The following is a 25,293-nucleotide window of genomic DNA, read 5'->3' on the forward strand; positions in this document are numbered from 1 at the left end:
CGATCAGCACGTCGTCGCCGAAGCCGCCATCGAGGACGTCGTCGCCGTCGCGGCCCTCGAGGACGTTGTCGACGCCTTCGTAGTAGCCCTCGCCCGCGGTCACGTCACCGATCACCCAGTCGTCGCCGGAGCCGGCGACAACGCGCTCGATATTGGTGAACTTGTGGCCGGCGGCGATGCCGTCGCTCGGCACCGAGGCGTCGAGCGAGATGGTCAGGCCGTCCTGCGCTTCCGGCGTCTCGTCGTAATAGACGGTGTCGAAGCCTTCGCCGCCATCGATCTCGATCGCACCGGCGCCCATGTCGAAGTAGTCGTCGCCATTGGTGGCGATGATCTTCTCGATGCCGGAGAAGTCGTCATAGTCGCTGGTGTCGTCGCCATGCTTGCGCACGGTGCCTTCCATCAGGTCGACATGGACGTGGAAATCGTCGTCGACGTCGTTCAGCGAGGCGTAGCTCAGCGTGTCGTTGCCGCTGCCGCCGCTGATGGTGTCGTCGCCGAGGCTGGCATGGATCGTGTCGTCGCCGGCGCCGCCTTCGATGGTGTCGTCGCCCAGGCCGCCGGTCAGGATGTCGTCGCCGTCATTGCCGCGCAGCGTCAGGTCGGCCTCGCTGGTGCCGCCGGTGATGGTGTCGGCCCGCGCCGAACCCTCGACGATCTCGAAGCCACTGACATCGTAGGTCACGCTGCCGGAGAGGCTCGGCGCGAAGGACGAGTTGTTGAATTCGAACGTGGCCGTGCCGGAGCCGAGGTCGACGTTCAGGCTGCCATTGGCGACATTCTCGAGCTCGTCCTCGAGGCTGTCGAGAGTACGGCCGTCGATGACGTCGGACGAGCCGTTGCTGCCGATGATCTTCTCGATCTGGGCGGCCGCGTCGATGCCCTGGCCCTCGCCCTTCTCGATGCTGGCGACGACGACGCCGGAGATGACGGCGCTGATGCCGAAGGAGACCGAGCCGCCGGCGCTGGTGTAGTCGAGGGTGTCGTAACCGTCGTCGATGGTGGCGCTGCCAGCGATGCCGCTGATCGAGCCGCCGATATACATGTCGTCGCCGCCCAGCTCGCCGACGAAGCGGTCATTGCCTCCGCCGCCGAAGACGAAGTCGTTGCCGGCGCCACCGGTCAGGGTGTCGTTGCCCTCGCCGCCGATCAGATAGTCGTTGCCGGCGCCACCGTTGAGGGTGTCGTTGCCTTCGCCGCCATCGAGGATGTCGTTGCCGGCGCCACCGTCGATGGTGTCGTTGCCGTCGCCGCCCTCGACATCATCGTCGCCACCGAGCGTCGAGATCCGGTTGTCCTGCGAGTCGCCGAGGACCGTGTCGTCGGCATCCGTCGTCTTGACGTTCGTGAAGCCGACAAAGCGCTTGGTATAGGCCTGCAGCTCGTTCGACAGCGGGTCGCTATCGAAGGTGCCCTGCAGCTTCATGGTGCCGCTGACCAGGTCGACATTGACGCCGATCGAGGCGCTGAGGGGATTGTAGTCGATGCGGAACTCAAGGTCTGACCCGGCGATGTCGGTGGAGATCTGCTCCACATTCGACACGATGTCGTTCTTGTAGTTCTGCTGCCCGTCATACTTGTAGACGTCCACCTGATCGCCGGACAGCCCGCCTTCCGCATCCACCCAGACGGTGGCGGAGGCGACGATCTGGGTCACGCCGGACAGGTTGACCGTATTGTAGGCGAGGCTGTCATCGCCCTCGCCACCGTCGATGGTGTCATACCCCAGGCTGCCCAGGATGACGTCATCGCTGCTCGTGGTACCCGAATAGGTTTCGTTACCACTGGTACCAGAGACGGTATTAGCCACCATTTTTCGAACCCCTCGCGCCGTGTCGGCCGTGCGGGAAGCTACATAGAGCGCAACGGTGCCGCAATCGTGATAATCAGTATTCGATGCGTTCAAATTCACCAAGCGGTCCACATGCCGTTAACAAAATTCGTGTTAACTCGCTGGGCGCACAGAATAACCAGACAGGGACTGTCTATAAAACTCTACCCGGTCTCATTTGGCGGCGTGATGCAATAATAAAGGGAAATTATCTCCCATTATCCTTTCTGATCAGCAGACTCCGCTGCGTTGTACTCGATGAACAGACAATTTTTGCCTGATCCCGGTGACGGTGGCCGATTCGGGCTCGCCTCGTCGGACGCTCGCCCCGCCTCTCGCCCAGGCGGCCGCGCGCAGGCTGCCCGTCTTCCGACAATCCGGCCCGGCGCCACGCCAGCCGGCCCGGATCGGCGCCGATCCGGCTCTAGCCGGCGGGCGGCCCGGCCCAGGGCCGGTCGACTCGCACGAATTCCTCGCGCTTCTGCCGCCCGCCCCAGTCGATCTCCGCCGTCTCGGTGATGCGGATGTCGAAGGGATGGCCCAGCACCTCCTGCAGGAAGACCGTGGCGCGCTGGCGCTCCGCGGCGTCCAGCGGCACGCTGCAGCGCAGGAAGGCCTCGATGATCCCGTCGCTATACTGGACCAGGCGGAATTCCTGCACCTGCGGGAAGACGTGCCAGCGGTCGCCAGCCAGCCGCGCCAGCCGCTCGCTGCCATCCGGCATGCGCAGGAAGTTGCGCCGGCGGCCGAGGATGCGACGGATCACCGGCAGGTTGATGCCGCAGTCGCAGGGCGCGCCCCATTCGGCGACATCGCCGATGGCATAGCGGATCAACGGCATGGCATAGCCCTGCAGCCCGGTCAGCAGCACCTCGCCCGGCTGGCCGACGCCGCAGGGCCGCCCCCGGCCGTCGACGATGTCCATGTGCACCAGCGAGGACAGCAGGTGCATGTGGTCGTGCTTCGGGCATTGCAACGCCAGCCAGCCGAGCTCCTCGCAGGAATAGCGGTCGACCACCCGGGCGCCGAAGGCCTCGGCGCATAACCGGCGATCGTCGGGCCCCAGGCTTTCGCCGAGCGTCATCACCTGGGCGAGTCGCGGCCCGCCGCCCTCGGCGATGGCCAGCCGGGCCAGCCGCCGGACCATGCTGGGCAGGGTGATCAGCTGCTGCGGCGCCTTGTCGCGCAGCCATTGCAGCAGCGCATCGTGCCCGTGATTGACGCTGTTGCGCACCAGCACCCGCCCGGCCGTCTGGTCGATGCTGTTCTGGCGGTGCTCGCCATCGGGCAGGTCGCGGATGACCGCGCGGGTGTCGCGCGGGTCGATCCCATGCCAGCGCTTCTCCAGGTCCGACACCGCCTGGTAGATCGGGCGGTAGACCTGGCTCAGCCGCTCGACCGCGACCGGCTGGCCGGTGGAGCCCGAGGTGCGCGCGGTGCTGATATCGACCTTGCTCTGCGCCGGGTCATAGGCACGGACGGTGCCCCCGGCCGCCTGCAGCGCCGGGCGGCGCAGGATCGGCAGCGCCTGCCATTGCTCCGGATGCCGCTCCAGCTCGGTCGCCGGCAGCCGCGACTGCCAGAAGGGCGAGTTCTGCCGCGCATGGGTCAGCAGCAGCTGCCGCTGGCGCAGCGAGATGGCGTCCTGCTCGGCGCGGCCCAGCCGGGCATGCTGGTTGAGCTGGCTGCGCACATGCGCGGCGATGGCGGCCTCGGGCGGCAGGATGCGGGGGAAGCCGCGCAGCGCCAGGTCAGCGATGTCGCTTTCGCGCGCCCCGGTATCCGAGCCCCCAGCCATGCCATCCCATCCATCAGCCTGCCGCTTCAATATCAGGTTCCGCGCCGCGCAAAAGGGGGGCGGGTCAGGCGATGGCCTCGCGCCGCCGCCGCATGCCCCCCACCGGGCGGATGCCGAAGCGCGAGAACTCCTCGGTCGCCAGCCAGAGGAAGGCCTGGGCCAGCGCCCCCAGCGGCCGGCCGGGCGGGGCCAGGACATGCAGGTGGAAGGTCGCCGTCGGCGCCAGCCGCGCCACCGCCACCTCGGCGCCGAAGCCCGCCGCCGTCACCGGGTCGGTCACCGCGAAGCCCAGCCCGGCGGCGGCCATGGCGCAGGCGGCCTGGGCGTTCTGCGTCTCGGCCGCCAGCCTGCGCGTCACGCCGTGGCGGTCGAACAGCTCGTCCACCAAATGGCGCAGCCGGTAGTCGCGGCCGAGCGCGATGCAGGCCTCGCCTTCCAGCTCGCGCGGCGCGACCTCGGCGCGGCCGGCCAGGCGGTGCCCGGGCGGCAGCACCAGCACGGCGGGGACGCGAAAGGGGGCCGCGGCCTCGTGGGCGACGCCGCCCGGCAAGGGCAGCACGAAGCCCAGGTCGGCACCGCCGCCCTGCACCAGCGCCGCCACCTGGGCCGAGCTCTCCACCACCAGCGACAGCGCCGGCGGCTGCGGGCGCGTGGCGAAGCGGGCCAGCAGCCGCGGCATCATCCGCGCCCCCAGCAGCGGCAGGCAGGCGATGCGCAGCCGTCCGGTGCCGGCGGCGCCCAGGTCGCGCGCCGCGGCCTCCACCCGGTCGGCGGCGGCGAACAGCTGCTCGACCTCCTCGGCGAAGCGGCGCGCCTCGATGGTGGGCGACAGCCGGCGGCGGGAGCGGTCGAACAGCGACAGGCCGGTCTCTTCCTCCAGCGCCCGCAGCAGCTTGGTCACGGCGGGCTGCGACAGCGACAGCAGGGCCGCGGCGCCGCCCACCGAACCGGCGCGCAGCATGGCTCGGAAAGCCTCGAGCTGGCGGAGACGGGCGGGCGTCATGCGGGGCGGCTTCGCTACTTCCAGGAATGAGACGGCGAGCATTATGCATTTGCGCCGCGCCGCCAAGCGGTGCCAGCCTGACCCCCATCCGGGACGGGACCGGAGGATGAATGGCGCCACCGCTGCACCGCCGCCCTGCCAGTCGGGCGGCCGCGGTCCGAGACGCCACGCCCAGCCCGTTTCGCAGGGAAGGTATGGGAATCGGGACCATGAAAAGACTGCTTCTGGCGGCGGCGTCGCTGCTCGGCCTGGCTTCCGGCTCGGCGATGGCGCAGCAGCGCCTGGTCGTGGCGGCCTATGGCGGCAGCTATGAGAGCGTGATGCGGGAGCAGGTGATCCCTGCCTTCGAGCGCGCCAACAATGTCCGCGTCGACTACCTGGCCGGCAATTCCACGGATACTCTCGCCCGGCTGCAGGCCCAGAAGGGCAACCAGCAGATCGGCGTGATCGTGGTCGATGACGGGCCGATGTTCCAGGCGATCAGCCTGGGCTTCTGCCAGAAGACCACCGACCAGGCGGTCCTCGACAGCCTCTACCCGATCGCCGTGCTCGGCGGCGGCGCGGCGCTGGGCACCGGCTTCGGCTATACCGGCCTCGCCTACAACGAGAAGATCTTCCGCGAGCGCGGCCTGGCGCCGCCGACCAGCTGGAACGACCTGACCCGGCCGGAGCTGCGCCAGCGGATTTCCATCCCCGGCATCGACAACACCTATGGCCTGCACACGGTCGCCATGATGGCCCGCATCAATGGCGGGTCGGAGAAAGAAATCGGCCCGGGCTTCCGGGCGATGCGGGAACGGGTGAACCCGAACGTGCTCGCCTATGAGAGCAGCCCGGGCAAGATGAGCGAGATGTTCACCTCGGGCGAGATCTGGATGGCGGTCTGGGGGTCGTCCCGGGCCCGCGCCATGCAGGTGGCCGGCTTCCCGATGGGCTTCGTGGCGCCCAAGGAAGGCGGCGTCGCGCTGATGACCGCGACCTGCGCCGTGACCGCCAGCCCCGACACCGCCATGGCCCAGAAATTCGTGGCGCATCTGGTCTCGGCCGAGGTGCAGGCCGCCTTCTCCAAGGATTACGGCTCCGGCCCGACCAACCGCACCACCCAGCTCCCCCCCGAGATCGCCAGCACGGTGATCTATGGCGAGGCGCAGGTGAAGCAGCTGCTGGCCATGGATTGGGACGTGATCAACCCGGCCCGCCAGGAATGGACCCGCCGCTGGCAGCGCGAGGTGGAGCGCTGAGCGTGGCGCAACCCGCCTTCCTGCGCCTGGACGGGGTCGCCAAGAGCTACGGCCCCGTCCAGGCCGTGCAAGACATTTCTCTCAGTGTGGCCCAGGGCGAGTTCCTGGGGCTGCTCGGCCCTTCCGGCTGCGGCAAGACCACGACCTTGCAGATGATCGCCGGCTTCGAGCAGCCCAGCGCCGGCAGCATCACCCTCGCCGGCGAGGAGCTGACCAAGATCCCCGCCGCCAAGCGCAATATCGGCCTGGTCTTCCAGTCCTATGCGCTTTTCCCGCATATGACCGCGGCCGAGAATGTCGCCTTCGGGTTGGAGATGCGCCGGGTGCCCAAGCCCGAGCGCCGCGCCCGCGTGGCCCGGGCGCTGGACCTGGTGCATCTGTCGCATCTGGCCGAGCGCTTCCCCCGCGCCATGTCCGGCGGCCAGCAGCAGCGTGTGGCGCTCGCCCGCGCTTTGGTCATCGAGCCGCGGCTGCTGTTGCTGGACGAGCCGCTGTCCAACCTCGACGCCAAGCTGCGCGAGGAGATGCAGGTCGAATTGCGGGAACTGCAGAAACGCGTCGGCGTCACCACCATCCTGGTCACCCATGACCAGCAGGAGGCCATGGCGCTCTGCGACCGGGTCGCCGTGATGCAGGCCGGGCGCATCGTGCAGCTGGACCAGCCCTGGCGCGCCTATGACGCGCCGGCGGACGGCTTCGTCGCCGACTTCCTCGGCCGCAGCAACCGCATCGCCGCGACCGCCGCCGGCGCCACCGCGGAAGCCGCCGGCCATCATTTCCCGCTGCCGGAGGGGCTCGCCGGGGCGCAGGGCCCGCTGGCCCTGACCATCCGCCCGGAGCGGCTGCGCATCGGGCCGCAGGGTGCCGCCGGCCTGCCCGGCCAGGTGCATTCCCGCGTCTTCCTGGGCGGCTTCTGGCTGTACCGCGTCAGCACCGCGGCCGGGGACATGCTGGTCACCGCGCAGAACACCGGCGACCCGCCCGCCGAGGAAGGGGCCCCCGTGACGCTCGACTGGGACGCGCACAGCCTGCGCCGGCTCGCCGCATGACGCCGCGCGCCACCCCTGCCCTGCTGGCAGCACCCGCCGTGCTGTCGCTCGGCATCGCGCTGGGCCTGCCGCTGCTCGGCATCGCGGTGCTGAGCTTCCAGGGCTTCGACTTCGACAAAGGCATTCTTCCCGTCTGGAACCTGGCGAACTACGCCGAGCTGCTGACGGATTCGCTGTTCCACGAGGCCTTCCTGCGCAGCTTCCGCGTCGCCGGCATCGTCACCGTGCTGTGCCTGGCTGTCGGCGTCCCCGAGGCCTGGATCATCCACCGCATGGCGCCGCGCTGGCGCGGGCTGATGCTGCTGGTGGTGGTGGGTCCGCTGCTGGTCTCGGTGGTGGTGCGCACCTTCGGCTGGATGGTGCTGCTGGGCAGCAACGGGCTGCTCAACCAGGCGATGCTGGCGCTCGGCATCCCCGGCGCGCCCTTCCGCATGATGTTCACCGAATTCGCCATCATCCTGGGGCTGGTGCACGTCATGGTGCCGCTGGTGGTCCTCGCCGTCTGGGCCAGCCTGGGCCGGCTCGACCCCGCTTTGCTGCGCGCGGCCGAAAGCCTGGGCGCCAGCCGTTTCGCGGCCTTCCGCCGCGTGGTGCTGCCCAACATCATGCCCGGCATCCTGGGCGGCGCGCTGATGGTTTTCTGCCTGTCGGCATCCGCCTTCGCGACGCCGGCGATGCTGGGTGGCAAGCGGCTGAAGGTCGCAGCCAGCATGACCTACACCGAGTTCCTGAGCACCCTGAACTGGCCGCTGGGGGCCGCCATCGCGGTGCTGCTGCTGCTCGCCATCCTGGCGGCGACGCTGCTCTGGTCGCGGCTGGTCGAACGCCCGGCGCTGCGCCGGCTGGGGGCCGCGTGATGGGCGGCAACCGCAACGGGGCGCTGGCCCTCGGCTTCCACCTGCTCTTCGTCGTCTTCATGCTGGCGCCGCTGGTGGTGGTGATCCTGGTCTCCTTCACCGACAAAGGCTTCCTGGCGATGCCCTGGGACGGGGCGTCGCTGCGCTGGTGGCGGGCCATCGGCGACAACCCGCGCTTCATCGACAGCCTGTGGGTCAGCCTGCGGCTCGGCGTCATCGCGGCGACGCTGGCGGCCCTCGTCGCCGTCCCCGCGGCGCTGGCCATCGTGCGGCTGCGCTTCCGCGGCCGGGGCGCGCTGATGGCGCTGCTGGCCTCGCCGATGATGGTGCCCCACGTCGTGCTGGGCGTGGCGCTGCTGCGGTTCTTCTCCGGCCTCGGCCTGGTCGGCAGCTTTTCCGCCCTGGTCGCCGCGCATCTGGTGATCGTCGTGCCCTATATGGCGCGGCTGGTCATCGCCGGGCTGACCGGCCTCGACCCGCGGATCGAGCGGGCGGCGGAAAACCTCGGCGCCGGGCCCTTCACCATCTTCCGCCGCATCACCCTGCCGCTGATCGCCCCGGGCATCGCCGGCGGCTGGACGCTGGCCTTCATCACCAGCTTCGACGAGCTCACCGTCAGCCTGTTCCTGGCCTCGCCCTCCGAGACGCCGTTGCCCGTGCGCCTCTTCACCTATATCGATCAGATGACCGATCCGCTGGTGGCCTCTGTCTCCGCCGCGCTGATCGCGGCGACCGCGCTGGTGCTGGTGGTGCTGGACCGCTTCTACCCGATCGACCGGCTGCTGACGGGAGAAAGCCGCCAATGACCCCCGAACGCTTCGACGCCATCCTGATCGGCGGCGGCCTGGTCGGCGCCGCCATCGGCTTCGGCCTGCAGCGCCTCGGCCTGAACTGCCTGCTGCTGGACGAGGGCGACATCGCCTTCCGCGCCAGCCGCGGCAATTTCGGCCTGGTCTGGGTGCAGTCCAAGGGGCTGGGCGCGCCGCATTACCAGCGCTGGACCCGCGGCTCGGCCGAGGAATGGCCGTCGCTGGCCGCCGACCTGCAGGCCCGCACCGGCATCGGCACCGGGCTGCAGCAGCCCGGCGGCGTCAGCCTGTGCCTGTCCGAGGAGGAATTCGAGGCGCGCTCCGCCTATATGGCCCGGCTGCAGCGGGAGGCCGGGAATTTCGGCCTGGACTACCGCATGATCCGGGGCGCGGAGGCGCGCGACATGCTGCCCGGCCTTGGCCCCAAGGTCGTCGGCCTCAGCTGGACGCCCTATGACGGCCATGCCAGCCCGCTCTACCTGCTGCGGGCGCTGCATCGCGGCTTCACCGACCTGGGCGGCATCTACCGCCCGAACGCGCGCCTGACCGGCAGCCGCGCCGCGCCGAACGACTTCCGCATCGAGGCCGGCGACTACATCGCCGAGGCGCCGCGCGTCGTGCTGACCGCGGGGCTGGGCAATGCCGAGCTCGCCCCACGTTTCGGGCTGGAAGCCCCGGTGCGGCCGGAGCGCGGCCAGATCCTGGTCACCGAGCGCGCCCGCACCCTGCTGCCCATGCCCACCGTCAGCCTGCGCCAGACCGAGGAGGGCAGCATCCTGATCGGCGACAGCAAGGAGGATGCCGGCTTCGACGTCGCCCAGAAGCCCGAGATCATGCGCCGCATGGCCCAGCGCGCCGTGCAATGCTTCCCCTGGATCGCTGAGCTGAACCTGGTGCGCGCCTGGTCGGCGCTGCGGGTGATGGCGCCCGACGGGTTGCCGATCTACGACCAGTCGGCGCGCTTCCCCGGCGCCTTCACCGCCAATTGCCATTCCGGCGTGACCCTGGCCGGCACCCATGCCAACCGCCTGGCGCCGATGATCGCCGCCGGCGCGCTGGACCCTGCCCTCGATCTTTTCACTGCGAGACGCTTCGATGTTCGCCACGCGGCCTGACGCGCGCCCCCCCGGCGCCCCCACCGTCGAAGTCCTGGTCGAGGGCCGCCCCACCGTCGTCCCCGAGGGCGCCACCGCCGCCGCTGCCCTGCTGCTGGCCGGCATTTCGTCCAATCGCACCACCCCGGTCACCGGCGCGCCACGGCTGCCCTTCTGCATGATGGGCGTCTGCTTCGACTGCCTGGCCGAGATCGACGGCGTCGCCAACCGCCAGGCCTGCATGGTCGCCGTCCGCCCCGGCATGCGCATCACCCGCCAGGAAGGCGCCCGCGTGGCTTACGAGGACGACGCCGCATGACCGCGCTGCCCTTCGACCTGGCCATCATCGGCGCCGGCCCGGCGGGGATGAGCGCCGCGCTGCAGGCCGCCGGCCTCGGCCTCGCCGTGGTCGTGCTGGACGAGCAGCCCGCCCCCGGCGGCCAGATCTTTCGGAATGTCGAGCGCGCGGCCGGCGACCCGGCGCTGCGCGGCGAATATGCCGAGGCCGGCGCCGCCCTGGTGCGCCGCTTCCGCGCCATGCCGAATGTCGACTACCGGCCGGAGACCACGCTCTGGCACGCCGACACCGAAAGCGGCCTGCTGTCGGTGAAGACGCCCGCCGGCCCTGGCGAGATCCTCGCCCGCCGGCTGCTGCTGGCCACCGGCGCGCAGGAGCGGCCGGTGCCGATCCCCGGCTGGACCCTGCCCAATGTCATGGGCGCGGGTGCGGCGCAGATCATGCTGAAGCAGGCCGGCGCCGTGCCGCGGGGCCGCACGGTGCTGGCCGGCCAGGGGCCGCTGCTGTGGCTGCTGGCGGTGCAGCTGGCCCGCGCCGGGGCGGCGCCGGTGGCGCTGCTGGAGACGACGCGGCCGGGCTCGCTCCGCGCCGCCTGCGCCCGCGGCGGGCTGTGGTCCGGCCGCATGGCGCTCGCCAAGGGCGCGGCGCTGATGCTGGAGGCGCGCGCCTCCGGCATGCGCATCATCCGCGACGTGCAGCAGCTGCGCGCCGAGGGCGACGGCCGCGTCCAGCGCGTCCATTGGCAGGATGGCGGCGCCGTCGATGCCGACACGCTGCTGCTGCATGAAGGCGTCATCCCGGGCACCCATATCTCCCGCGCCATGGGCCTCGACCATGAATGGGACGCGCCGCAGCGCTGCTGGCGCCCCAGGCTGGACGCCTGGGGCGCCAGCAGCGACGCTTTCGTGGCGGTGGCCGGCGATGGCGGCGGCATCGGCGGCTGGCAGGCGGCGGTGGCCTCCGGCGCGATCGCCGCGCTGGATGCCGCGCATCGGCTGGGGCGGATCGACGCAGCCTCGCGCGATGCCCGCGCTGGCGATCCGCGCGCGGCGCTGAAGGCGTCGCTGGCCTTGCGGCCTTTCCTCGACCGGCTGTACCGCCCGTCGAATGCCGTGCTGGCGCCGCCCGACGACGCCACGGTGATCTGCCGCTGCGAGGAGGTCACCGCCGGCGAGGTGCGCCGCGCCGCCCGCATGGGCGCCACCGGCCCGAACCAGGCCAAGGCCTATCTGCGCTCCGGCATGGGCCCCTGCCAGGGCCGCTTCTGCGGCACGACGGTCGCCGCCCTGATCGCCGAGACCCGCGGCATCGCGATCCCCGAGGCCGGCGCGCTGCGTCCCCGCGCCCCCTACAAGCCGATCACCATCGGCGAGCTGGCCGATCTTCCGGATGAAGTGATCTAGCGGCGCGGCGACGCGGCCGCCGCGCCATGGCATCCCGGGCGGGACGCCGCGAGGAATCCCGCCCCGATGCAACTTCACCGCCTGCTGCTGGCCTTTTTCCTGTTCTGCCCGGCGCTGGCCCAGGCAGCGGATCCAGCCGCCCTCGACCCGGCGGCGCGAAAAGCCTGGTTCATGACGCAGCTGGCGGGGCTGCTGCCATCGGGCCTGGCCGATCCGCGCGAGGTCGGGCAGCGCCTGGCGCTCGACCTGTCCGGCACCGCCCTGCAGCGCGTGGCCCCCGGCGCCGATTGCCGCAACCCCTATGATGCGCGGTCCCGCCTGCAGCTGGCGCTGACGCCCACCCCGGCCTGGTATGCCGCGCTGCCGGGCGGCATGCAGGGCGAGACCATCCCGGGCTTCATGATCAACCCGCCCTCGGTGATCGGCGCGCCGGCCATCGCCTATCGCCGCGACGACATCCAGCATTGCAGCGGCCGCGACAAGCCGATGGCCTGGCGCGAATCCGAGCTCAGCTTCCAGAACCTGCCCGCCTTCGCCTGCGTCGACGCCGACGACATCCGCGCGGCCTTCCCCAGGGCGGCCTTCACCATGGCGACCGACGGCGTCTCGCTCTGGAGCGCGGCGCAGGAGGGCGCCGGGGGCGAGGCCACCCGCGTCACCTTCAGCTTCCGCGCCGGGATGCGCTGCGCGCTGGGGGCGCGGCTGCAGAGCTCGCCACTGCTGGGCGCCCGCTTCGCCCGGGCGGGCAACGCCTTCCGCCGCTGCCGCGTCGCCTCCGACCGCGCCTTCTGCGCCGGGCGGCCCGGCTTCGGCTGGGGCGATGGCGAGGTCATCGACCAGATGGACGACGCCGCCACCGCCGCCTGCGGCACCATCGCCAGCCTCTACGACCGCAACCTGGCCGAGGGGCCGGAGACGGCGCCGGTCGAGCGGATAAGCCGCGCCACGCCCTGCGAGGGGCTGTGACCCTCAGGACAGCATGCGCGTGTCGCCATCCACGCTGATCGCCTGCCCCGAGATCGTCCGCCCGCGCGGCGAGGCGAGAAAAAGAATCTGGTCGGCCAGCTGCTGCGGCGTCACGTATTCCTTGATCGAGGTGAAGGAGAAAGCCTGGCGCTCCATCTCGGCGAAGGCGATGCCGCGCTGCTGCGCCTTGGCCTCCAGCACACGGCGCTGGCGGTCGCCGGCGACCAGCCCGGGCAGGATGGCATTGACCCGGATGCCGTCATCGCCCAGCTCGATGGCCAGCGACTTGGTCAGCCCGATCACCCCCCATTTCGCCGCCGCATAGGGCGTGCGCAGGCCGAAGCCGTGCTTGCCCGCGGCCGAGGACAGGTTGACGATGCTCGCATTGGCCGAGCGCTTCAGATGCGGGATGGCCAGGCGGGCGCAGTTGAACTGGCTGGACAGGCAGACCTCCAGGCAGCGGTCCCAGTCCTCCGGGTTGATCTCCTCGAGGCGCCCGGTCGGCCCCGCGATGCCGGCATTGTTCACCAGCACGTCGAGGCCGCCGAGCTGCGCCAGCGCCGCCTCGAACAGCGCCGCCACCTGGGCGCGGTCGGCGACATCGGCGCGGCGATGCCCGACCTCGGGCGGCAGCGTCGCCAGCCCGGCATCATCGACGTCACAGGTGAAGACCTGCGCGCCTTCGGCCAGGAAGGCCTCGACCACGGCGCGGCCGATGCCGTTGGCGCCGGCGGTGACCAGCACCCGCGCGCCCTGCAATCCCATGTCCATTTTTCGTTTCCTCCCCTAGACGACGACAGCGAAGCTAACCCGATGGCAGCCCGCCCTTGTCGATGATGAAGTCGGCGGCGCGGGTGATGTCCTCGGCGATGGCGGCGCGCGCGGCCTCGCCATCCCGGGCGCGGATCGCGGCCAGGGCGGCGGCGTGGCAGCGCAGCGCATGCCCCGCCGTCAGCCGGTCGCGCGAGTGCCGCAGGTCCAGGTTGATCACCGGCCCCGCCTTCAGCCACAGCCCGCCGATGACGTCGACCAGCGTGGGCAGCCCGGCGGCGTCGTAGATGGCGAAATGGAAGTCGCGGTTCAGCTGCACCGCATGGCCCAGGTCGGCCGCGCCCTCGGCGGCGCGGATGGCGGCCTCGGCGCGGGCGATGGCGGCCAGCTGGCCGGCGCTGCGGGCGACGGCGGCCAGGCCCGCGGCCCAGCCCTCGATGCCGGCGCGCACATCGGCCAGCTCGCGGAACTGCACCCCGTCCATCACCGGCACCCGCACGGCGCGGTTCGGCGCCACTTCCAGCGCGCCATCGGCGATCAGCCGGCTGACCGCCTCCCGCACCGGCATGACGGAAACCCCCAGCGCCTCCGACAGGTCGCGGAGCGACAGCTTCTCCCCCGGCGCGACGCGGCCGGAGGCCAGCAGGTCGCGCAGATGCGCATAGGCCGACTCCGCCAGGGTCCGGCGTTCGAGCAATGGCAGCGTGGCGATGGCGAGGGTCACGCATTCCCTCTGGACAATCCGGCGCGGATAGGCAAGCCTCACCGTGATCACAGATCACATTTTTCGTGCTGATCAAGCGATCGGCAAGCGGACCAGCAGAAGGCCGCTGCCTGTACGAGGAGAGGACCCCAAGGATGACCGAGCTTCCCCGCATCACGCGGCGGGGGGCGATGCTCAGCGCCGCCGCGCTGCTGGCCGCCCCTGCCATTTCCTACGCGCAGACCGATGCCATCCGCATCGGCCATCTGACGCCGCGCACCGGCTTTCTCGGCCCGCTGGGCGAGTTCGCCGTGCAGGCCGCGCAGCTGGCCGCCGACGAGATCAACGCCTCGGGCGGCATCAATGGCCGCAAGCTGGAGATGCTGTTCGAGGACAGCGTCAACCCGCAGACCGCCAGCGCCAAGGCCGAGCGCTATATCCAGCGCGACAAGGTTTCCTGCATCGTCGGCGAGATCAACTCGGCCTCGGCGCTGGCGATCGGCCAGGTGGTGCAGCGCGAGCGCGCGCTGTTCATCAACACCGGCGCCAATTCGGATGCGCTGCGCGGCAGCGACTGCCGCAAGTTCATGTTCCACATCGAGGGCCAGAACTCGATGTATGTGAAGGCGGTGGGCCGCGCGCTGGTCCAGCAGGGCCTGATCAAGGGCAAGAAAATCTACGCCCTGACCGCCGACTACGCCTTCGGCCATGACCTGCTGCGCGTCGCCAAGAAGTTCATCGGCGAGAATGGCGGCAACGTCACCAACGAGGACCTGATCCCGACCGAGCTGACCGACTTCTCGCCCTTCCTGCTGAAGCTGCGCCAGGCCCGGCCCGACGTCATCGTCGCCAACCTGGCCGGCGCGCAGATCACCAACTTCCTGAAGCAGTATTCGGAATTCGGCCTGCGCTTCCCGGTCGCCGGCTTCGGCTTCGACACGGCGCTGGCCTGGGGCGCCGGCCAGGGCAACTTCCTCGGCACCTGGCCGACGATGTGGCACCACCGCCTCGACAATCCGGCGGCCAAGAAGTTCACCGCGGACTTCCGCGGGCGCTTCGGCCGCCCGCCGGAGAACCAGGCCTGGGGCGACTACAACGCCGTCAAGATCCTGGCCCGCGCCATGGCCGAGACCAAGGGCACCGATGGCCCGCGCATCGTCGAATACCTGGAGAGCGGCGCCAAGTTCGACGTGCAGAAGACGCGCGAAGCCTATTTCCGTGCCCGCGACCACCAGATCATGACCGAGATGTACGCCATCTCCGCCATCCCGCCCGCCGAGCAGAAGGACCGCTACGACCTCTTCACCTCCTCCGCCCCGCTGCCCGGGCCGGATGAGAGCCTGGAGGCCATCGCCTCCACGCCGGAAGAGGCCAGCTGCACCTTCCCGACCTGACTGATAGCGCCGGCGCGCAGACCCGCGCAGCCGGCGCCCTTTCCGGCGCAGGAGCCCCGCCTTGGAAATCGTCTTTCTTCTCGAGCAGGTGGTCAACGGCCTGCTGATCGGCGCCTATTATCTGCTGATCGCCCTCGGCCTGTCGCTGATCTTCAGCCTGGGCGGCATCGTCAACCTGGCGCATGGCGCCTTCTACGCCATCGGCGCCTATCTCACCGTGGCCCTCGCCCCGCATATCGGCTTCGGCGGCGCCTTCATCGCGGCGCCGGTGCTGGTCGGCCTGCTCGGCCTGGTGATCGAGCGCTTCCTGCTGCGCCGCTTCTACCGCGCCGACCCGATCCTGTCGCTGCTGCTGACCTTCGGCCTGGCCATGGTCGCCGAGCAGTCCTTGCGCATGATCTTCGGCGCGCCGCCGCTGCCCTTCGCCATCCCGCTGGAGCTGCGCGGCCAGGTCTTCATCGGCGAGTTCATCTACTCGCGCTATCGCCTGCTGATCCTGCTGGTCGCCGCGCTCTGCGTCGCGGGTCTCTGGCTGCTGCTGCAGCGGACGCATTTCGGCCGCGTCGTCCGCGCCGGCGTGCAGAACCCCGACATGGTCGGCGCGCTGGGCATTTCTCTCAAACCCTATATGTCGGCCGTGGTGATGATCGCCGTGGGCCTGGCCGCGCTGGCCGGCGTCATGCTGGCGCCGGTGATCGGCGTGCACCCGGCCATGGGCGCCGAGATCCTGACCTTCGCCTTCGTCGTCGTCGTCATCGGCGGCCTCGGCTCCTTCTGGGGCGTCGTCGTCGCCGCGCTGATCGTCGGCGTGGTGCGCGGCATCGCGGCTTACGCCTGGCCGCCGGCCACCGAGGCCTCGGTCTATCTCCTCATGCTGCTGGTCCTGCTGCTGCGCCCGCGCGGGCTCTTCGGCGAACGCATCGCGAAGTTCGAGTGAGGCGCCCCACCATGCTCCGTGACCTCCGCCCGCTGGCCATCGCCGCCGCGGCCCTGATCGCCCTGCCGCTGCTGCTGCCCTTCCTGGGGCTGACCATGAAGTCGGCGACCGATGTCGTCGTCTTCGCCATCGCCGTGATGGGGCTGAACATCCTGGTCGGCCATACCGGCCTGGTCTCCTTCGGCCATGGCGCCTGGTTCGGCATCGGCGCCTATGCCGCCGGCATCCTGCAGCGCCACTTCTTCCCCGGCGACATGATCCTGCCGGCGATCGTCGGCCTGGTCCTGGTGCTGGCGCTGGCGACGCTGGCCGGATTGCTGATCCTGCGCCGCAGCGGCGTCTATTTCTCGCTGCTGACGCTGGCGCTGACCGCGATGCTGTTCACCACGGCCTTCCGCTGGACCGCGCTGACCGGCGGCGAGGACGGCTTCGGCGGCATCGCCCGCTACGCCTTCCTCGAAGATGCCGGGCGCTACTACGGCGTCGTCGCCGTCATCGCCATGCTGGTGGTGCTGGGCCTGTGGCGCTTCCACCACGCGCCCGCCGGCACCGTGCTGGTCGCCATCCGCGAGAACGAGCAGCGCGCCCGCTTCGTCGGCTACAGCACCAACCACTACAAGATTCTGGCCTTCGTGCTGTCCGCGGGCATCACCGCGCTGGCTGGCATGCTCTCGGCCTACAACCACCGCTTCGCCTCGGCCGAGCCGATCTCCATCGCCTTCTCCGGCGAGCTGCTGGCCATGGTCGTCATCGGCGGCATGCGCAGCTTCCTGGGCCCGGCCCTCGGCGCGCTCTTCTACATCCTGTTCCGCGAATTCCTGTCCATCTACACGGCGAACTGGCTGCTGGTCTTCGGCCTGCTCTTCGTCGGCTTCATCGTCTTCTCGCCCGACGGGCTGGTCGGCGTCGGCCGCCGGCTGCTCGCGCCCTTCCTGAAGAAAACCGTGGAAGACGCGGCCATGTCGGCCCGCCGCACCGCGACGCCGGAACCCGTGCCGCCCCGCTTCATCCGCCCGGGCACCGCCACCGGCCCGGTGCTGGCGGCGCATGACCTGAAGAAGGCCTTCGGCCGCATCCAGGCGGTGCGCGGCGCCAGCTTCGCCGTCGGCGACCGGCAATTGCATGCGCTGATCGGCCCGAACGGCGCCGGCAAGACCAGCGCCTTCAACCTGCTCTCCGGCATGTTCCCGCCGGATTCGGGCAAGGTCATGCTGGACGGGCGCGACGCCACCGGGTTGAGCCCGCAGGCCATCACCCGGGCCGGCATCGGCCGTTCCTTCCAGATCACCAACCTCTTCCCCGGCCTGTCCATCGCCGAGAACCTCCGCCTCGCCATCCAGGCGCGACACCCGAAGCGGTTCGGCCTGTGGCGCAACGCCGCCGATTACGACGACATGGCGGAAGACACCGCCGTGCTGCTGCGCTGGATGGGCCTGGCCGGCATCGAGAAGGCCGAGGCCGGCGCGCTGTCCTATGGCGGCCAGCGCCTGGTCGACATGGCGGTGGCCGTCGCCACCCGCCCGCGTATTCTTCTCCTCGACGAGCCCTTGGCGGGCCTGGCGACGGCCGAACGCGCCCGCGTCGGCGAGCTGATCAAGCGTGTCTCCACCGACATCCCCGTGCTGCTGGTGGAGCACGACATCGACCGCGTCTTCGCCCTCGCCGACCGCGTCACCGTGATGAATGACGGCGAGGTGCTGGTCGATGGCAGCGTCGAGGATGCCCGCGGCGATGCCCGCGTCCAGGCGATCTACCTGGGCAGCGGCACCGCCGCCATCGCCGCCAAGCCGCGCGCCTCGGCTGCGGTGGAAGCGACGCTGCTGGAGGTGGAAGGCATCAACACCTTCTACGGCAAGAGCCACATCCTGCAGGGCGTGTCCTTCGAGCTGAAGCAGAACGAGATCCTGGCGCTGCTGGGGCGGAACGGCGCCGGCAAGTCGACGCTGCTGAAGTCGATCATCGGCATCACCCGCCCGGCCAGCGGCCGCATGGCGCTGTCGGGGCGCGACATCGCCGGCCTCGGCTCCGACCGCATCGCGCGGTTGGGCGTCAGCTTCGTCCCCCAGGGCCGCGGCCTCTTCGCCGGCATGTCGGTGGCCGAGAACCTGACGCTGGGCCGGCTCAAGCGCCTGACCGGCGAAGGCGAGCACTGGCCCGAGGAAAAGGTGCTGGAGGTCTTCCCACGCCTGAAGCAGCGCTGGCGGACGCCCGCCGACGCGCTGTCGGGTGGCGAGCAGCAGATGGTCGCCGTCGCGCGCGCCCTGTCCGGCGACACCCGGCTGCTGCTGCTGGACGAGCCTTTCGAGGGCCTGTCCCCCGCCGTGACGGAGGAGCTGTTCGAGGCCTTCGACCGGCTGCGGCAGGAGCTGTCCATCATCATCGTCGACCACAATCTGGATCTCGCGCTGGCGCTGTCGGACAGCACCGTGGCGCTGGAGCGCGGGGCCGTGACCTGGCGTGGCGCCTCCAGCCTGCTGCGCGACGATCCTGACCTGCGCAGGAAGGTGCTGTGGCTGTGAGCCAACACGTCGCCATCATCGGCAGCGGCCTCATCGGCCGCGCCTGGGCCATGATTTTTTCCAGAGCCGGCTGGGAAGTTTCTCTCCATGACGCCGCCCCCGGCGTCGCGGAGGGGGCGATTTCCCTCTGCGCCGAGGGGCTGCGCGACCTCGCGGCCCAGGGCCTCTGCGACGACCCGGCCGCCGCGGCGTCGCGCATCCGCGCGGCGTCGAGCCTGGCCGACGCCGTGTCGAACGCCGATCTGGTGCAGGAGAACGGCCCGGAGAAGCTGGAGATCAAGCAGGCGCTGTTTGCCGAGCTCGACCGCCTGGCGCCGCCGGGCTGCATCCTGGCCTCCTCCTCCTCGGCGATCCGCACCTCGCTGTTCACCGAGGCGCTGCCCGGCCGCCATCGCTGCCTGGTGGCGCATCCGGTCAACCCGCCGCACCTGATCCCGCTGGTGGAGCTCTCCGGCGCCGACTGGACGTCGCCTGACGTCATCGCGCAGGCCCGAAAAATCTATGCCAGCATCGGCCAGGTGCCGATCGCGGTGCTGAAGGAGGTCGAGGGCTTCGTCCTCAACCGCCTGCAGGGCGCGCTGCTGGCCGAAGCCTTCCGCCTGGTGTCGGAGGGCTATGTCACGCCGCAGGACCTGGACCACACGGTGAAGGACGGGCTCGGCCTGCGCTGGTCCTTCATGGGGCCTTTCGAGACCATCGAGCTCAACGCGCCCGGCGGCATCGCCGACTACTGCGCGCGCTACACGGGGTTCTACAAGCGCCTCGCCGCTGATCCCGCCCAGCCGGACGTCTATGGCGAGGCGGCCACCGCGACGATTCTCTCCCAATGGGGGCCGGCTGAAGGCCTTCCGGAAAAGATGCGGGCCCGCGACCGCCGCCTGGCGGCGCTGCGCGCCCATAAACTCTCGCAAGAAAGCTGAGGCTCGAGACATGGCAAAACGCAAGGTCATCATCACCTGCGCCGTCACCGGCGCCATCCACACGCCCAGCATGTCGGCTGCCCTGCCGGTGACCGCCGAGCAGATCGCGGACGCCGCCATCGGCGCCGCCGAGGCCGGCGCCGCCATCGTCCACCTGCATGCCCGCAACCCGGTCGATGGCCGCCCCGACCAGACGCCCGAAGGCTTCTCGCCCTTCCTGCAGGTGATCAAGCAGCGCAGCGACTGCGTGGTGAACATCACCACCGGCGGCGCGCCGACCATGACCATCGAGGAACGCGTCCGCCCCGCCGCCACCCACAAGCCCGAAGTCGCCAGCCTGAACATGGGCAGCATGAATTTCGGCCTGTTCGGCATGCTGAACCGCTTCAAGGACTTCAAGCACCAGTGGGAGAAGGATTACCTCTCCGACAAGGGCATCATCTTCCGCAACAGCTTCGCCGACATCGAATACATCCTGACGACCTGCGCCGAGAACGGCACCCGCTTCGAGTTCGAGTGCTACGACACCTCGCACCTCTACAACCTGAAGTATTTCCTCGACCAGGGCATCGTGAAGGGGCCGCTCTTCGTCCAGACGGTCTTCGGGCTGCAGGGCGGCATCGGCGCCCATCCGGAAGACGTGCTCCATATGAAGCGCACCTGCGACCGGCTGTTCGGCGACAACTACCGCTGGTCGGTGCTCGGCGCCGGCCGCAACCAGCTGCCGATCGCGGCCATGTCGGCGGCGATGGGCGGCAATATCCGCGTCGGCCTGGAAGACAGCCTCTGGGCCGGGCCGGGCAAGTTCGCGGAATCCAACGCGCAGCAGGTGACGCTGGCGCGGCAGATCATCGAAGGCCTCGGCCTGGAAGTGGCCACCCCGGACGAAGCCCGGGAAATCCTCGAGCTGAAGGGCGCCGACAAGGTCGGCTTCTGACGCGCGAAGGCTTCGCGGCGAGGCCATGGCCGGGCGAGAGCTCGGCCATGCGCTTCGCCCCGCCGAAGCCGATCCTGCCTGGCGCCGGGCGGCGCCGCGCCATCGCCCCGGTGGTCACCGGCCTGCCGGCGACCGGTTCGTCCCAGCCCGCCGCGCTTCGTGGTCGCCACCGCCGCGTTGATGCCGGTGTGGGGGCCGGTGTCGGGGCCGGTGTCGGTGCCGATGCTGGGGCCGGGGCCGGAGCGGCTGCGACTTTTCCCGCTTGAGCGGCCCCGGTGGCCGCGCGCACGTTCCGGTCAGCCGCGCCGAGCCTGGCTTGTGACGCGCCGATCGCAGCGTCACCTTGGCCTGCATGTCCGGCCTCGATTTCCACCTGCTGTTCTTCGGCATCCTCGCGCTCAGCCTCGGCACCACCCTCTGGCGCGCCTGGACCACCTGGCGGGCGGCCGGGCGGCTGCGGCAGCCGCCGCCCGGCACGGTGCTGGTCGAGGGCACCACGGCGCCGCTGGACGGCCTGCGCCAGGCGACGCTGTCGGGCAATTCCTGCCTGTGGGAGGCGTGGTCGGTCGAGGTCTGGCGCACCCGCGCCGGCGGCGGGTCGCAGGGCAACCGCGGCGGCTGGCGAGCGCTGGAATCGGGCGCCAGCCGCGATCCCTTCCTGCTGGTGACGCCGCAGGGCCACCGCATCCTGGTCTGCCCCGACCCGGTCGACACCCGAATGCTGCGCGCCCGGCAATGGAAGGGCGCCACGCCGCGCCCGGGCGGCGAGCCGGGGCTGCTCGCGACCTGGACCGGCGGGCTGCTCGGCAGCCGCCACCGCTACAGCGAGCGGCTGGTGCTGCCGTCGCAGCCGCTCTTCGCCCTGGGCCACCCGGCCGAGCCCGCGCCGGGCGACCCACCGGGCCTCGACGGCCGGCTGTTGCCGGGGCCCGGCGGACTGCTGCTGGGCCAGGAACCGCCGGCCGTGGCCGCCGCACGGGCCCGCCGCGGCGTCATCCGCAGCCTGGCGCTCGGGCTGGCCGTGCAGCTGCTCGGCCTGGCCGTGGTGCTGGCGCTGATGCTGGGCGGGCCCTGGGCGCTGTTCTCGACCGGGCTCCTGGGCGGCGGCGCCGGCCGCTAGGATCGGCCGCTAGGATCGGGCCTCCTGTGGCCCGGCAGACACGGCGGCCAGGCTTCCGGGGCATTGCGATTTTTCCATCTCCCGGCAGGGCCGGCCGCACAGTAACTGTGTCGTAACATCCTCCACGGCGCAGCCTCATGACCGACCTTCCCGACGTCGCTCCCCTTGCCCCCGGGAGCGATCCCGCTTTGCCGGCCCTGGCGGTCGGCAGCGTCCCGCGCAGCGGCCAGGCCGATATCGACGCGCTGATCCACGGCACGCGCTGGCTGGGCACGGTCACCTACAGCTTTCCCCGCAGCGCCAGCGACTACACCGGCTATTCGACCTGGAGCGAGACGCGGAGCTTCGGCGCCGTTTCGCCGATGATGGTCGAGGCGGTGCGGTCGGTGCTGACCGGCAACAGCGGCAACCCCCAGGTTCTGACCGCCATGTCGGTCACCGCCCTGACCGGGCTGAACATCGAGCTGCGGGACGGCGGCGCCGGCGATATCCGCATCGGCGAGAGCGGCACGGTCTCGACCGCCCATGCCTATCTTCCCGGCAGCTTCCCGACCGCCGGCGATGTCTGGTTCAGCCGTGGCGATTCCTGGTACGACCCGGACTTCTCCACCCCGGTCCTCGGCAGCTACGCCTATCACACGGTCATCCACGAGCTCGGCCATGCGCTGGGGCTGAAGCACCCGCATGAGAGCAGCCCGGTGCTGAGCTATGACCGCGACACCGTCGAATACACGGTCATGAGCTACCGGAGCTATGCCGGCGCCAGCCGCGATGGCTTCACCTATGGCGGCTGGGACGCGCCGCAGAGCTTCATGATGCTCGACATCGCCGCCCTCCAGACGCTGTACGGCGCCGATTACGGCACGCGGTCCGGCGCCACCCGTTACAGCTGGGACCCCGAGACCGGGACCATGTTCATCGACGGCGTCGCCCAGGGCCGGCCGGGCGCCAACCGCATCTTCCTGACCGTCTGGGATGGCGGCGGCCGCGACACCTATGACTTCTCGAACTACAGCGACGCGCTGACCATCGACCTCGGCCCCGGCGGCGCCTCCAGCACCGGGTCGCGGCAGCGGGCCCAGCTCGGCGACGACCATACCGCCAGCGGCAATGTCTACAACGCCCTGCTGCACCAGGGCGACCTCCGCTCGCTGATCGAGGACGCGCAGGGCGGCTCGGGCAGCGACAGCATCCGCGGCAACCAGGCGGACAATGTCCTGTGGGGCCATGCCGGCGACGACCAGCTGGACGGGGCCGACGGCAACGACGTGCTGATCGGCGGCGAGGGCTTCGACACCGCCGTGCTGCGCGGCAACCTGCTGGCGCCCTGGTATGACGGCTGGCTGGAAAGCCGCATCACCGCCTGGGATGCCGGGGGCATCACCGTCGGCACCTATCGCATCACCCGCGCCAACCGCGCCGGCGAGCTGGTGGAGAGCGACCGGCTGTCCGGCATCGAGACGCTGCGCTTCCAGGATGGCGCCATCGTGCTCGACGCCACCGCGCTGCTCGATCCCTTCGACTATGCCCGCCGCAACCCGGACGTGTTCCAGGCGGGCGTCGGCGCGCACAGCCATTACGACCAGTCCGGCTGGCGCGAGGGCCGCGACCCGTCGGAGCATTTCAGCACCCGCGCCTATCTCTCGGCCTATGCCGATGTGCGGGGGGCCGGGGTCAACCCGCTGGACCACTACCAGCAGGATGGCTGGCGCGAAGGGCGCGACCCCAAGGCCGATTTCGACCTGCGGCTGTACCGCGTCTACAACCCCGACGTCGCCGCCGCCGATATCGACCCGCTGGCGCATTACGCGCAGTTCGGCCAGGCCGAGGGCCGCCGCGCCGGGGCCGCCATCGGCGACGACATCCGTGCCGGCTTCGACGCCACCTATTACCTGCTGGCCAATCCGGATGTCGGCCTGGCCGGCGTCTCGGCCGAGGCGCATTACCGGCAATCCGGCTGGCGCGAGGGGCGCGACCCGAATGCCTGGTTCGACGCCCGCGGGTATCTGGCCGCCTATGCCGATGTGCGGGCCGCCGGCGTCGACCCGCTGGAGCACTACATGGGATCGGGCTGGCGCGAGGGGCGCGACCCCTCCGCCCGCTTCGACAGCAGCGCCTATCTGGCGGCCTATGGCGATATCGCGGCGGCGGGGATCAACCCGCTGCAGCATTTCCTGACCAACGGCATCTATGAGGGCCGCTCGGCCTTCGCCGACGGCGTCTTCGGCTGAGGCAGGCCGGCTAATCCACCCAGAGCCCCCGCGCGCGGTGCCAGTCCTCGATCGATTCGCCGGGGTATTCGTCGAAGACGGCATCGCCCGCAGCGATCTGCGGCACCACCCAGGCGGGCTTGTAGAGCAGCATCAGGTGGGTGGAGGCGGGCGGCACCGGCAGCGGCGTGTCGATCGCCGAGGCGAAGGGATGGACCAGATCCGGCCAGCTCGGATCGGCCATCCACAGCGCGCTGGCGCAGGCCGGGCAGAAATGGCGGCGGCCGCTGCTGGTCTCGCAGGCCCCGTCATCGGCGCGGAGCCCGGCGCGGTAGACCGCGGTGCGGCCGGTCACCTCGAGGCTGGCGGCCGTGCCCATGATGTTGATGGCATAGCCGCCGCCGCCGGCGGTCTTGCGGCAGATGCTGCAATAGCAGCGCTGGTAGGGATGCGGGGTGTGGCTGTCCAGCGCAAAGCGGACGGCGCCGCAGCGGCAGGAACCTTCGAGCGTGATCGGCATGGGGCCCTCCTGGCCAGGGCAACCGCGGGCCTCGCCGACGGTTGCGCCGCCAAACCTATTGCCCGCGCTGGCGCCGCTGCCTATTGCTGCTGCGAGGGACTTGGCGAAGAGAGGGAACCCCATGGCCGAGGCGACGCACGAGATCGACTACGTGGAAGTGAAGGCGGAAGACATCATCGCCGAGCGCACCCAGGGCTGGGAGGCCTTCACCAAGGCCACCACCTGGGGCATCGGCGCCACCATCCTGCTGCTGGCCTTCCTCTACCTGATCGCAGGCTGAGGCACCGCCGCATTCCATGAAAAAAGGCGGCGCCGGGGGGAACCCGGGCGCCGCCTTTTTCATGCACGCGATCCGCCGGGGCCCGCCACCGGCGGACCCCGGCGGTCAGGGCTCAGCCGACGATCTCGGTGCCGGCGAAGAAGAAGGAAACCTCGCGGGCGGCGGCGTCGGTGCCGTCCGAGCCGTGCACCGAATTCGCCTCGATGCTCTCGGCGAACTCCTTGCGGATGGTGCCCTCGGCGGCATTCGCCGGGTTGGTGGCGCCCATGATCTCGCGGTTCTTGGCGATGGCGCCCTCGCCCTCGAGGACCTGCACCACGACCGGGCCGGAAATCATGAAGGAGACCAGGTCGCCATAGAAGGGACGCGCCTTGTGCTCGGCATAGAAGGCGCCGGCCACGGTCTCGGACAGCTGGACGCGCTTCTGCGCGACGATGCGCAGGCCGGCCGCCTCGAACTTGGCGTTGATCTTGCCGGTCAGGTTGCGACGGGTCGCATCGGGCTTGATGATCGACAGGGTGCGCTCGACGGCCATGGGCGTATTCCTTCGCAGAGGACAAGGGTATTGCCGCCGCCGGATAGGCGGGGTTGCCCGATGGCGCAAGGGCCTTGCCCCATGCCCGCCCGGAATCC

General features: G+C 70.6%; 23 protein-coding genes. 16 read left to right on the forward strand and 7 right to left on the reverse strand.

All coding sequences use genetic code 11. From position 1 onward, the window contains the following. The 3 genes from GVN67_RS17905 to GVN67_RS17915 all read right to left on the reverse strand — a co-directional run. On the reverse strand, positions 1-1,813 hold a 1,813-nt coding region (locus tag GVN67_RS17905), incomplete at its 3' end, for a calcium-binding protein (protein WP_304621464.1). Between the two features lie 442 nt (positions 1,814-2,255). Beyond that, positions 2,256-3,629 carry a phenylacetate--CoA ligase family protein gene (locus GVN67_RS17910; RefSeq protein ID WP_159998443.1) on the reverse strand — a complete coding sequence of 458 codons (1,374 nt, stop codon included), beginning with the start codon at positions 3,627-3,629 and terminating at the stop codon, positions 2,256-2,258. A gap of 64 nt (positions 3,630-3,693) precedes the next feature. Continuing rightward, positions 3,694-4,632: a LysR substrate-binding domain-containing protein gene (locus GVN67_RS17915; RefSeq protein WP_159998445.1), complete on the reverse strand. Its 939-nt coding sequence runs from the start codon at positions 4,630-4,632 to the stop codon at positions 3,694-3,696. Positions 4,633-4,841: 209 nt separating this feature from the next. Between GVN67_RS17915 and GVN67_RS17920 the strand changes: the two genes are divergently transcribed. From GVN67_RS17920 to GVN67_RS17955, 8 genes are all read left to right on the forward strand, one after another. Further along, complete coding sequence (locus GVN67_RS17920) at positions 4,842-5,873, forward strand: ABC transporter substrate-binding protein (RefSeq protein ID WP_159998447.1); 1,032 nt, start codon at positions 4,842-4,844, stop codon at positions 5,871-5,873. Positions 5,874-5,875: 2 nt separating this feature from the next. Beyond that, on the forward strand, positions 5,876-6,922 hold the full coding sequence (locus tag GVN67_RS17925; RefSeq protein WP_235035352.1) for an ABC transporter ATP-binding protein: 1,047 nt from the start codon (positions 5,876-5,878) through the stop codon (positions 6,920-6,922). Further along, positions 6,919-7,779: an ABC transporter permease gene (locus GVN67_RS17930; RefSeq protein WP_159998451.1), complete on the forward strand. Its 861-nt coding sequence runs from the start codon at positions 6,919-6,921 to the stop codon at positions 7,777-7,779. Before GVN67_RS17925 ends, GVN67_RS17930 begins: the two co-directional genes overlap by 4 nt. Further along, positions 7,779-8,585 carry an ABC transporter permease gene (locus tag GVN67_RS17935; RefSeq protein WP_159998453.1) on the forward strand — a complete coding sequence of 269 codons (807 nt, stop codon included), beginning with the start codon at positions 7,779-7,781 and terminating at the stop codon, positions 8,583-8,585. The genes GVN67_RS17930 and GVN67_RS17935 overlap by 1 nt, the downstream gene beginning before the upstream one ends. Beyond that, positions 8,582-9,703, forward strand: coding sequence for an FAD-binding oxidoreductase (locus tag GVN67_RS17940; RefSeq protein ID WP_159998455.1), 1,122 nt, complete (start codon positions 8,582-8,584; stop codon positions 9,701-9,703). Before GVN67_RS17935 ends, GVN67_RS17940 begins: the two co-directional genes overlap by 4 nt. Next, entirely contained in the window at positions 9,684-10,001 is a 318-nt protein-coding gene (locus tag GVN67_RS17945) for a (2Fe-2S)-binding protein (RefSeq protein WP_159998457.1), read from the forward strand. Before GVN67_RS17940 ends, GVN67_RS17945 begins: the two co-directional genes overlap by 20 nt. Next, entirely contained in the window at positions 9,998-11,383 is a 1,386-nt protein-coding gene (locus GVN67_RS17950) for an NAD(P)/FAD-dependent oxidoreductase (protein ID WP_159998459.1), read from the forward strand. Before GVN67_RS17945 ends, GVN67_RS17950 begins: the two co-directional genes overlap by 4 nt. 66 nt (positions 11,384-11,449) lie before the next feature. Further along, positions 11,450-12,349 carry a hypothetical protein gene (locus tag GVN67_RS17955; RefSeq protein ID WP_159998461.1) on the forward strand — a complete coding sequence of 300 codons (900 nt, stop codon included), beginning with the start codon at positions 11,450-11,452 and terminating at the stop codon, positions 12,347-12,349. Between the two features lie 3 nt (positions 12,350-12,352). Here GVN67_RS17955 and GVN67_RS17960 read toward each other — a convergent pair whose 3' ends face one another. Next, a complete protein-coding gene (locus GVN67_RS17960; RefSeq protein WP_159998463.1) occupies positions 12,353-13,120 on the reverse strand; it encodes an SDR family oxidoreductase in 768 nt (255 codons plus the stop codon). Positions 13,121-13,154: 34 nt separating this feature from the next. Then, positions 13,155-13,844: a GntR family transcriptional regulator gene (locus GVN67_RS17965; protein WP_159998465.1), complete on the reverse strand. Its 690-nt coding sequence runs from the start codon at positions 13,842-13,844 to the stop codon at positions 13,155-13,157. A 134-nt stretch (positions 13,845-13,978) separates the two neighbouring features. Between GVN67_RS17965 and GVN67_RS17970 the strand changes: the two genes are divergently transcribed. From GVN67_RS17970 to GVN67_RS18000, 7 genes are all read left to right on the forward strand, one after another. Next, on the forward strand, positions 13,979-15,217 hold the full coding sequence (locus GVN67_RS17970; RefSeq protein ID WP_159998467.1) for an ABC transporter substrate-binding protein: 1,239 nt from the start codon (positions 13,979-13,981) through the stop codon (positions 15,215-15,217). Between the two features lie 61 nt (positions 15,218-15,278). Beyond that, positions 15,279-16,154, forward strand: a complete 876-nt coding sequence (locus GVN67_RS17975) for a branched-chain amino acid ABC transporter permease (protein WP_159998469.1) — start codon at positions 15,279-15,281, stop codon at positions 16,152-16,154. A gap of 11 nt (positions 16,155-16,165) precedes the next feature. Then, the gene (locus GVN67_RS17980; RefSeq protein WP_159998471.1) at positions 16,166-18,673 is read left to right on the forward strand and encodes a branched-chain amino acid ABC transporter ATP-binding protein/permease; all 2,508 of its coding nucleotides are present in this window, start codon (positions 16,166-16,168) and stop codon (positions 18,671-18,673) included. Beyond that, positions 18,670-19,593, forward strand: a complete 924-nt coding sequence (locus GVN67_RS17985) for a 3-hydroxyacyl-CoA dehydrogenase (protein WP_159998473.1) — start codon at positions 18,670-18,672, stop codon at positions 19,591-19,593. The genes GVN67_RS17980 and GVN67_RS17985 overlap by 4 nt, the downstream gene beginning before the upstream one ends. Positions 19,594-19,603: 10 nt before the next feature. After that, positions 19,604-20,530 (forward strand): 3-keto-5-aminohexanoate cleavage protein, encoded by a 927-nt coding sequence (locus tag GVN67_RS17990; RefSeq protein ID WP_159998475.1) that lies wholly within the window; start codon positions 19,604-19,606, stop codon positions 20,528-20,530. A 352-nt stretch (positions 20,531-20,882) separates the two neighbouring features. Beyond that, positions 20,883-21,650: a hypothetical protein gene (locus GVN67_RS17995; RefSeq protein WP_159998477.1), complete on the forward strand. Its 768-nt coding sequence runs from the start codon at positions 20,883-20,885 to the stop codon at positions 21,648-21,650. A 137-nt stretch (positions 21,651-21,787) separates the two neighbouring features. After that, positions 21,788-23,881 (forward strand): M10 family metallopeptidase, encoded by a 2,094-nt coding sequence (locus tag GVN67_RS18000; RefSeq protein ID WP_159998478.1) that lies wholly within the window; start codon positions 21,788-21,790, stop codon positions 23,879-23,881. A 10-nt stretch (positions 23,882-23,891) separates the two neighbouring features. Here GVN67_RS18000 and GVN67_RS18005 read toward each other — a convergent pair whose 3' ends face one another. Continuing rightward, complete coding sequence (locus GVN67_RS18005; RefSeq protein ID WP_159998480.1) at positions 23,892-24,380, reverse strand: GFA family protein; 489 nt, start codon at positions 24,378-24,380, stop codon at positions 23,892-23,894. Between the two features lie 121 nt (positions 24,381-24,501). Here GVN67_RS18005 and GVN67_RS18010 point away from each other — a divergent pair, with 121 nt between their 5' ends. Then, positions 24,502-24,660, forward strand: coding sequence for an aa3-type cytochrome c oxidase subunit IV (locus tag GVN67_RS18010; RefSeq protein WP_159998482.1), 159 nt, complete (start codon positions 24,502-24,504; stop codon positions 24,658-24,660). A 112-nt stretch (positions 24,661-24,772) separates the two neighbouring features. Here GVN67_RS18010 and ndk read toward each other — a convergent pair whose 3' ends face one another. Beyond that, the gene (gene ndk / locus GVN67_RS18015) at positions 24,773-25,195 is read right to left on the reverse strand and encodes a nucleoside-diphosphate kinase (protein ID WP_159998484.1); all 423 of its coding nucleotides are present in this window, start codon (positions 25,193-25,195) and stop codon (positions 24,773-24,775) included. Positions 25,196-25,293: the final 98 nt, after the last annotated feature.

The sequence above is a fragment of the Roseomonas sp. 18066 genome, from assembly GCF_902706185.1.
GTDB lineage: Bacteria > Pseudomonadota > Alphaproteobacteria > Acetobacterales > Acetobacteraceae > Pseudoroseomonas.

Excerpts from the sequence above, each read along its gene's own strand:
- GVN67_RS17910 (WP_159998443.1), bottom strand. The coding sequence starts at position 3,629 with ATGGCTGGGGGCTCGGATACCGGGGCGCGCGAAAGCGACATCGCTGAC.
- GVN67_RS17915 (WP_159998445.1), bottom strand. The coding sequence starts at position 4,632 with ATGACGCCCGCCCGTCTCCGCCAGCTCGAGGCTTTCCGAGCCATGCTG.
- GVN67_RS17920 (WP_159998447.1), top strand. The coding sequence starts at position 4,842 with ATGAAAAGACTGCTTCTGGCGGCGGCGTCGCTGCTCGGCCTGGCTTCC.
- GVN67_RS17930 (WP_159998451.1), top strand. The coding sequence starts at position 6,919 with ATGACGCCGCGCGCCACCCCTGCCCTGCTGGCAGCACCCGCCGTGCTG.
- GVN67_RS17935 (WP_159998453.1), top strand. The coding sequence starts at position 7,779 with ATGGGCGGCAACCGCAACGGGGCGCTGGCCCTCGGCTTCCACCTGCTC.
- GVN67_RS17940 (WP_159998455.1), top strand. The coding sequence starts at position 8,582 with ATGACCCCCGAACGCTTCGACGCCATCCTGATCGGCGGCGGCCTGGTC.
- GVN67_RS17945 (WP_159998457.1), top strand. The coding sequence starts at position 9,684 with ATGTTCGCCACGCGGCCTGACGCGCGCCCCCCCGGCGCCCCCACCGTC.
- GVN67_RS17950 (WP_159998459.1), top strand. The coding sequence starts at position 9,998 with ATGACCGCGCTGCCCTTCGACCTGGCCATCATCGGCGCCGGCCCGGCG.
- GVN67_RS17955 (WP_159998461.1), top strand. The coding sequence starts at position 11,450 with ATGCAACTTCACCGCCTGCTGCTGGCCTTTTTCCTGTTCTGCCCGGCG.
- GVN67_RS17960 (WP_159998463.1), bottom strand. The coding sequence starts at position 13,120 with ATGGACATGGGATTGCAGGGCGCGCGGGTGCTGGTCACCGCCGGCGCC.
- GVN67_RS17970 (WP_159998467.1), top strand. The coding sequence starts at position 13,979 with ATGACCGAGCTTCCCCGCATCACGCGGCGGGGGGCGATGCTCAGCGCC.
- GVN67_RS17980 (WP_159998471.1), top strand. The coding sequence starts at position 16,166 with ATGCTCCGTGACCTCCGCCCGCTGGCCATCGCCGCCGCGGCCCTGATC.
- GVN67_RS17990 (WP_159998475.1), top strand. The coding sequence starts at position 19,604 with ATGGCAAAACGCAAGGTCATCATCACCTGCGCCGTCACCGGCGCCATC.
- GVN67_RS17995 (WP_159998477.1), top strand. The coding sequence starts at position 20,883 with ATGTCCGGCCTCGATTTCCACCTGCTGTTCTTCGGCATCCTCGCGCTC.
- GVN67_RS18000 (WP_159998478.1), top strand. The coding sequence starts at position 21,788 with ATGACCGACCTTCCCGACGTCGCTCCCCTTGCCCCCGGGAGCGATCCC.
- GVN67_RS18005 (WP_159998480.1), bottom strand. The coding sequence starts at position 24,380 with ATGCCGATCACGCTCGAAGGTTCCTGCCGCTGCGGCGCCGTCCGCTTT.
- GVN67_RS18010 (WP_159998482.1), top strand. The coding sequence starts at position 24,502 with ATGGCCGAGGCGACGCACGAGATCGACTACGTGGAAGTGAAGGCGGAA.
- ndk (WP_159998484.1), bottom strand. The coding sequence starts at position 25,195 with ATGGCCGTCGAGCGCACCCTGTCGATCATCAAGCCCGATGCGACCCGT.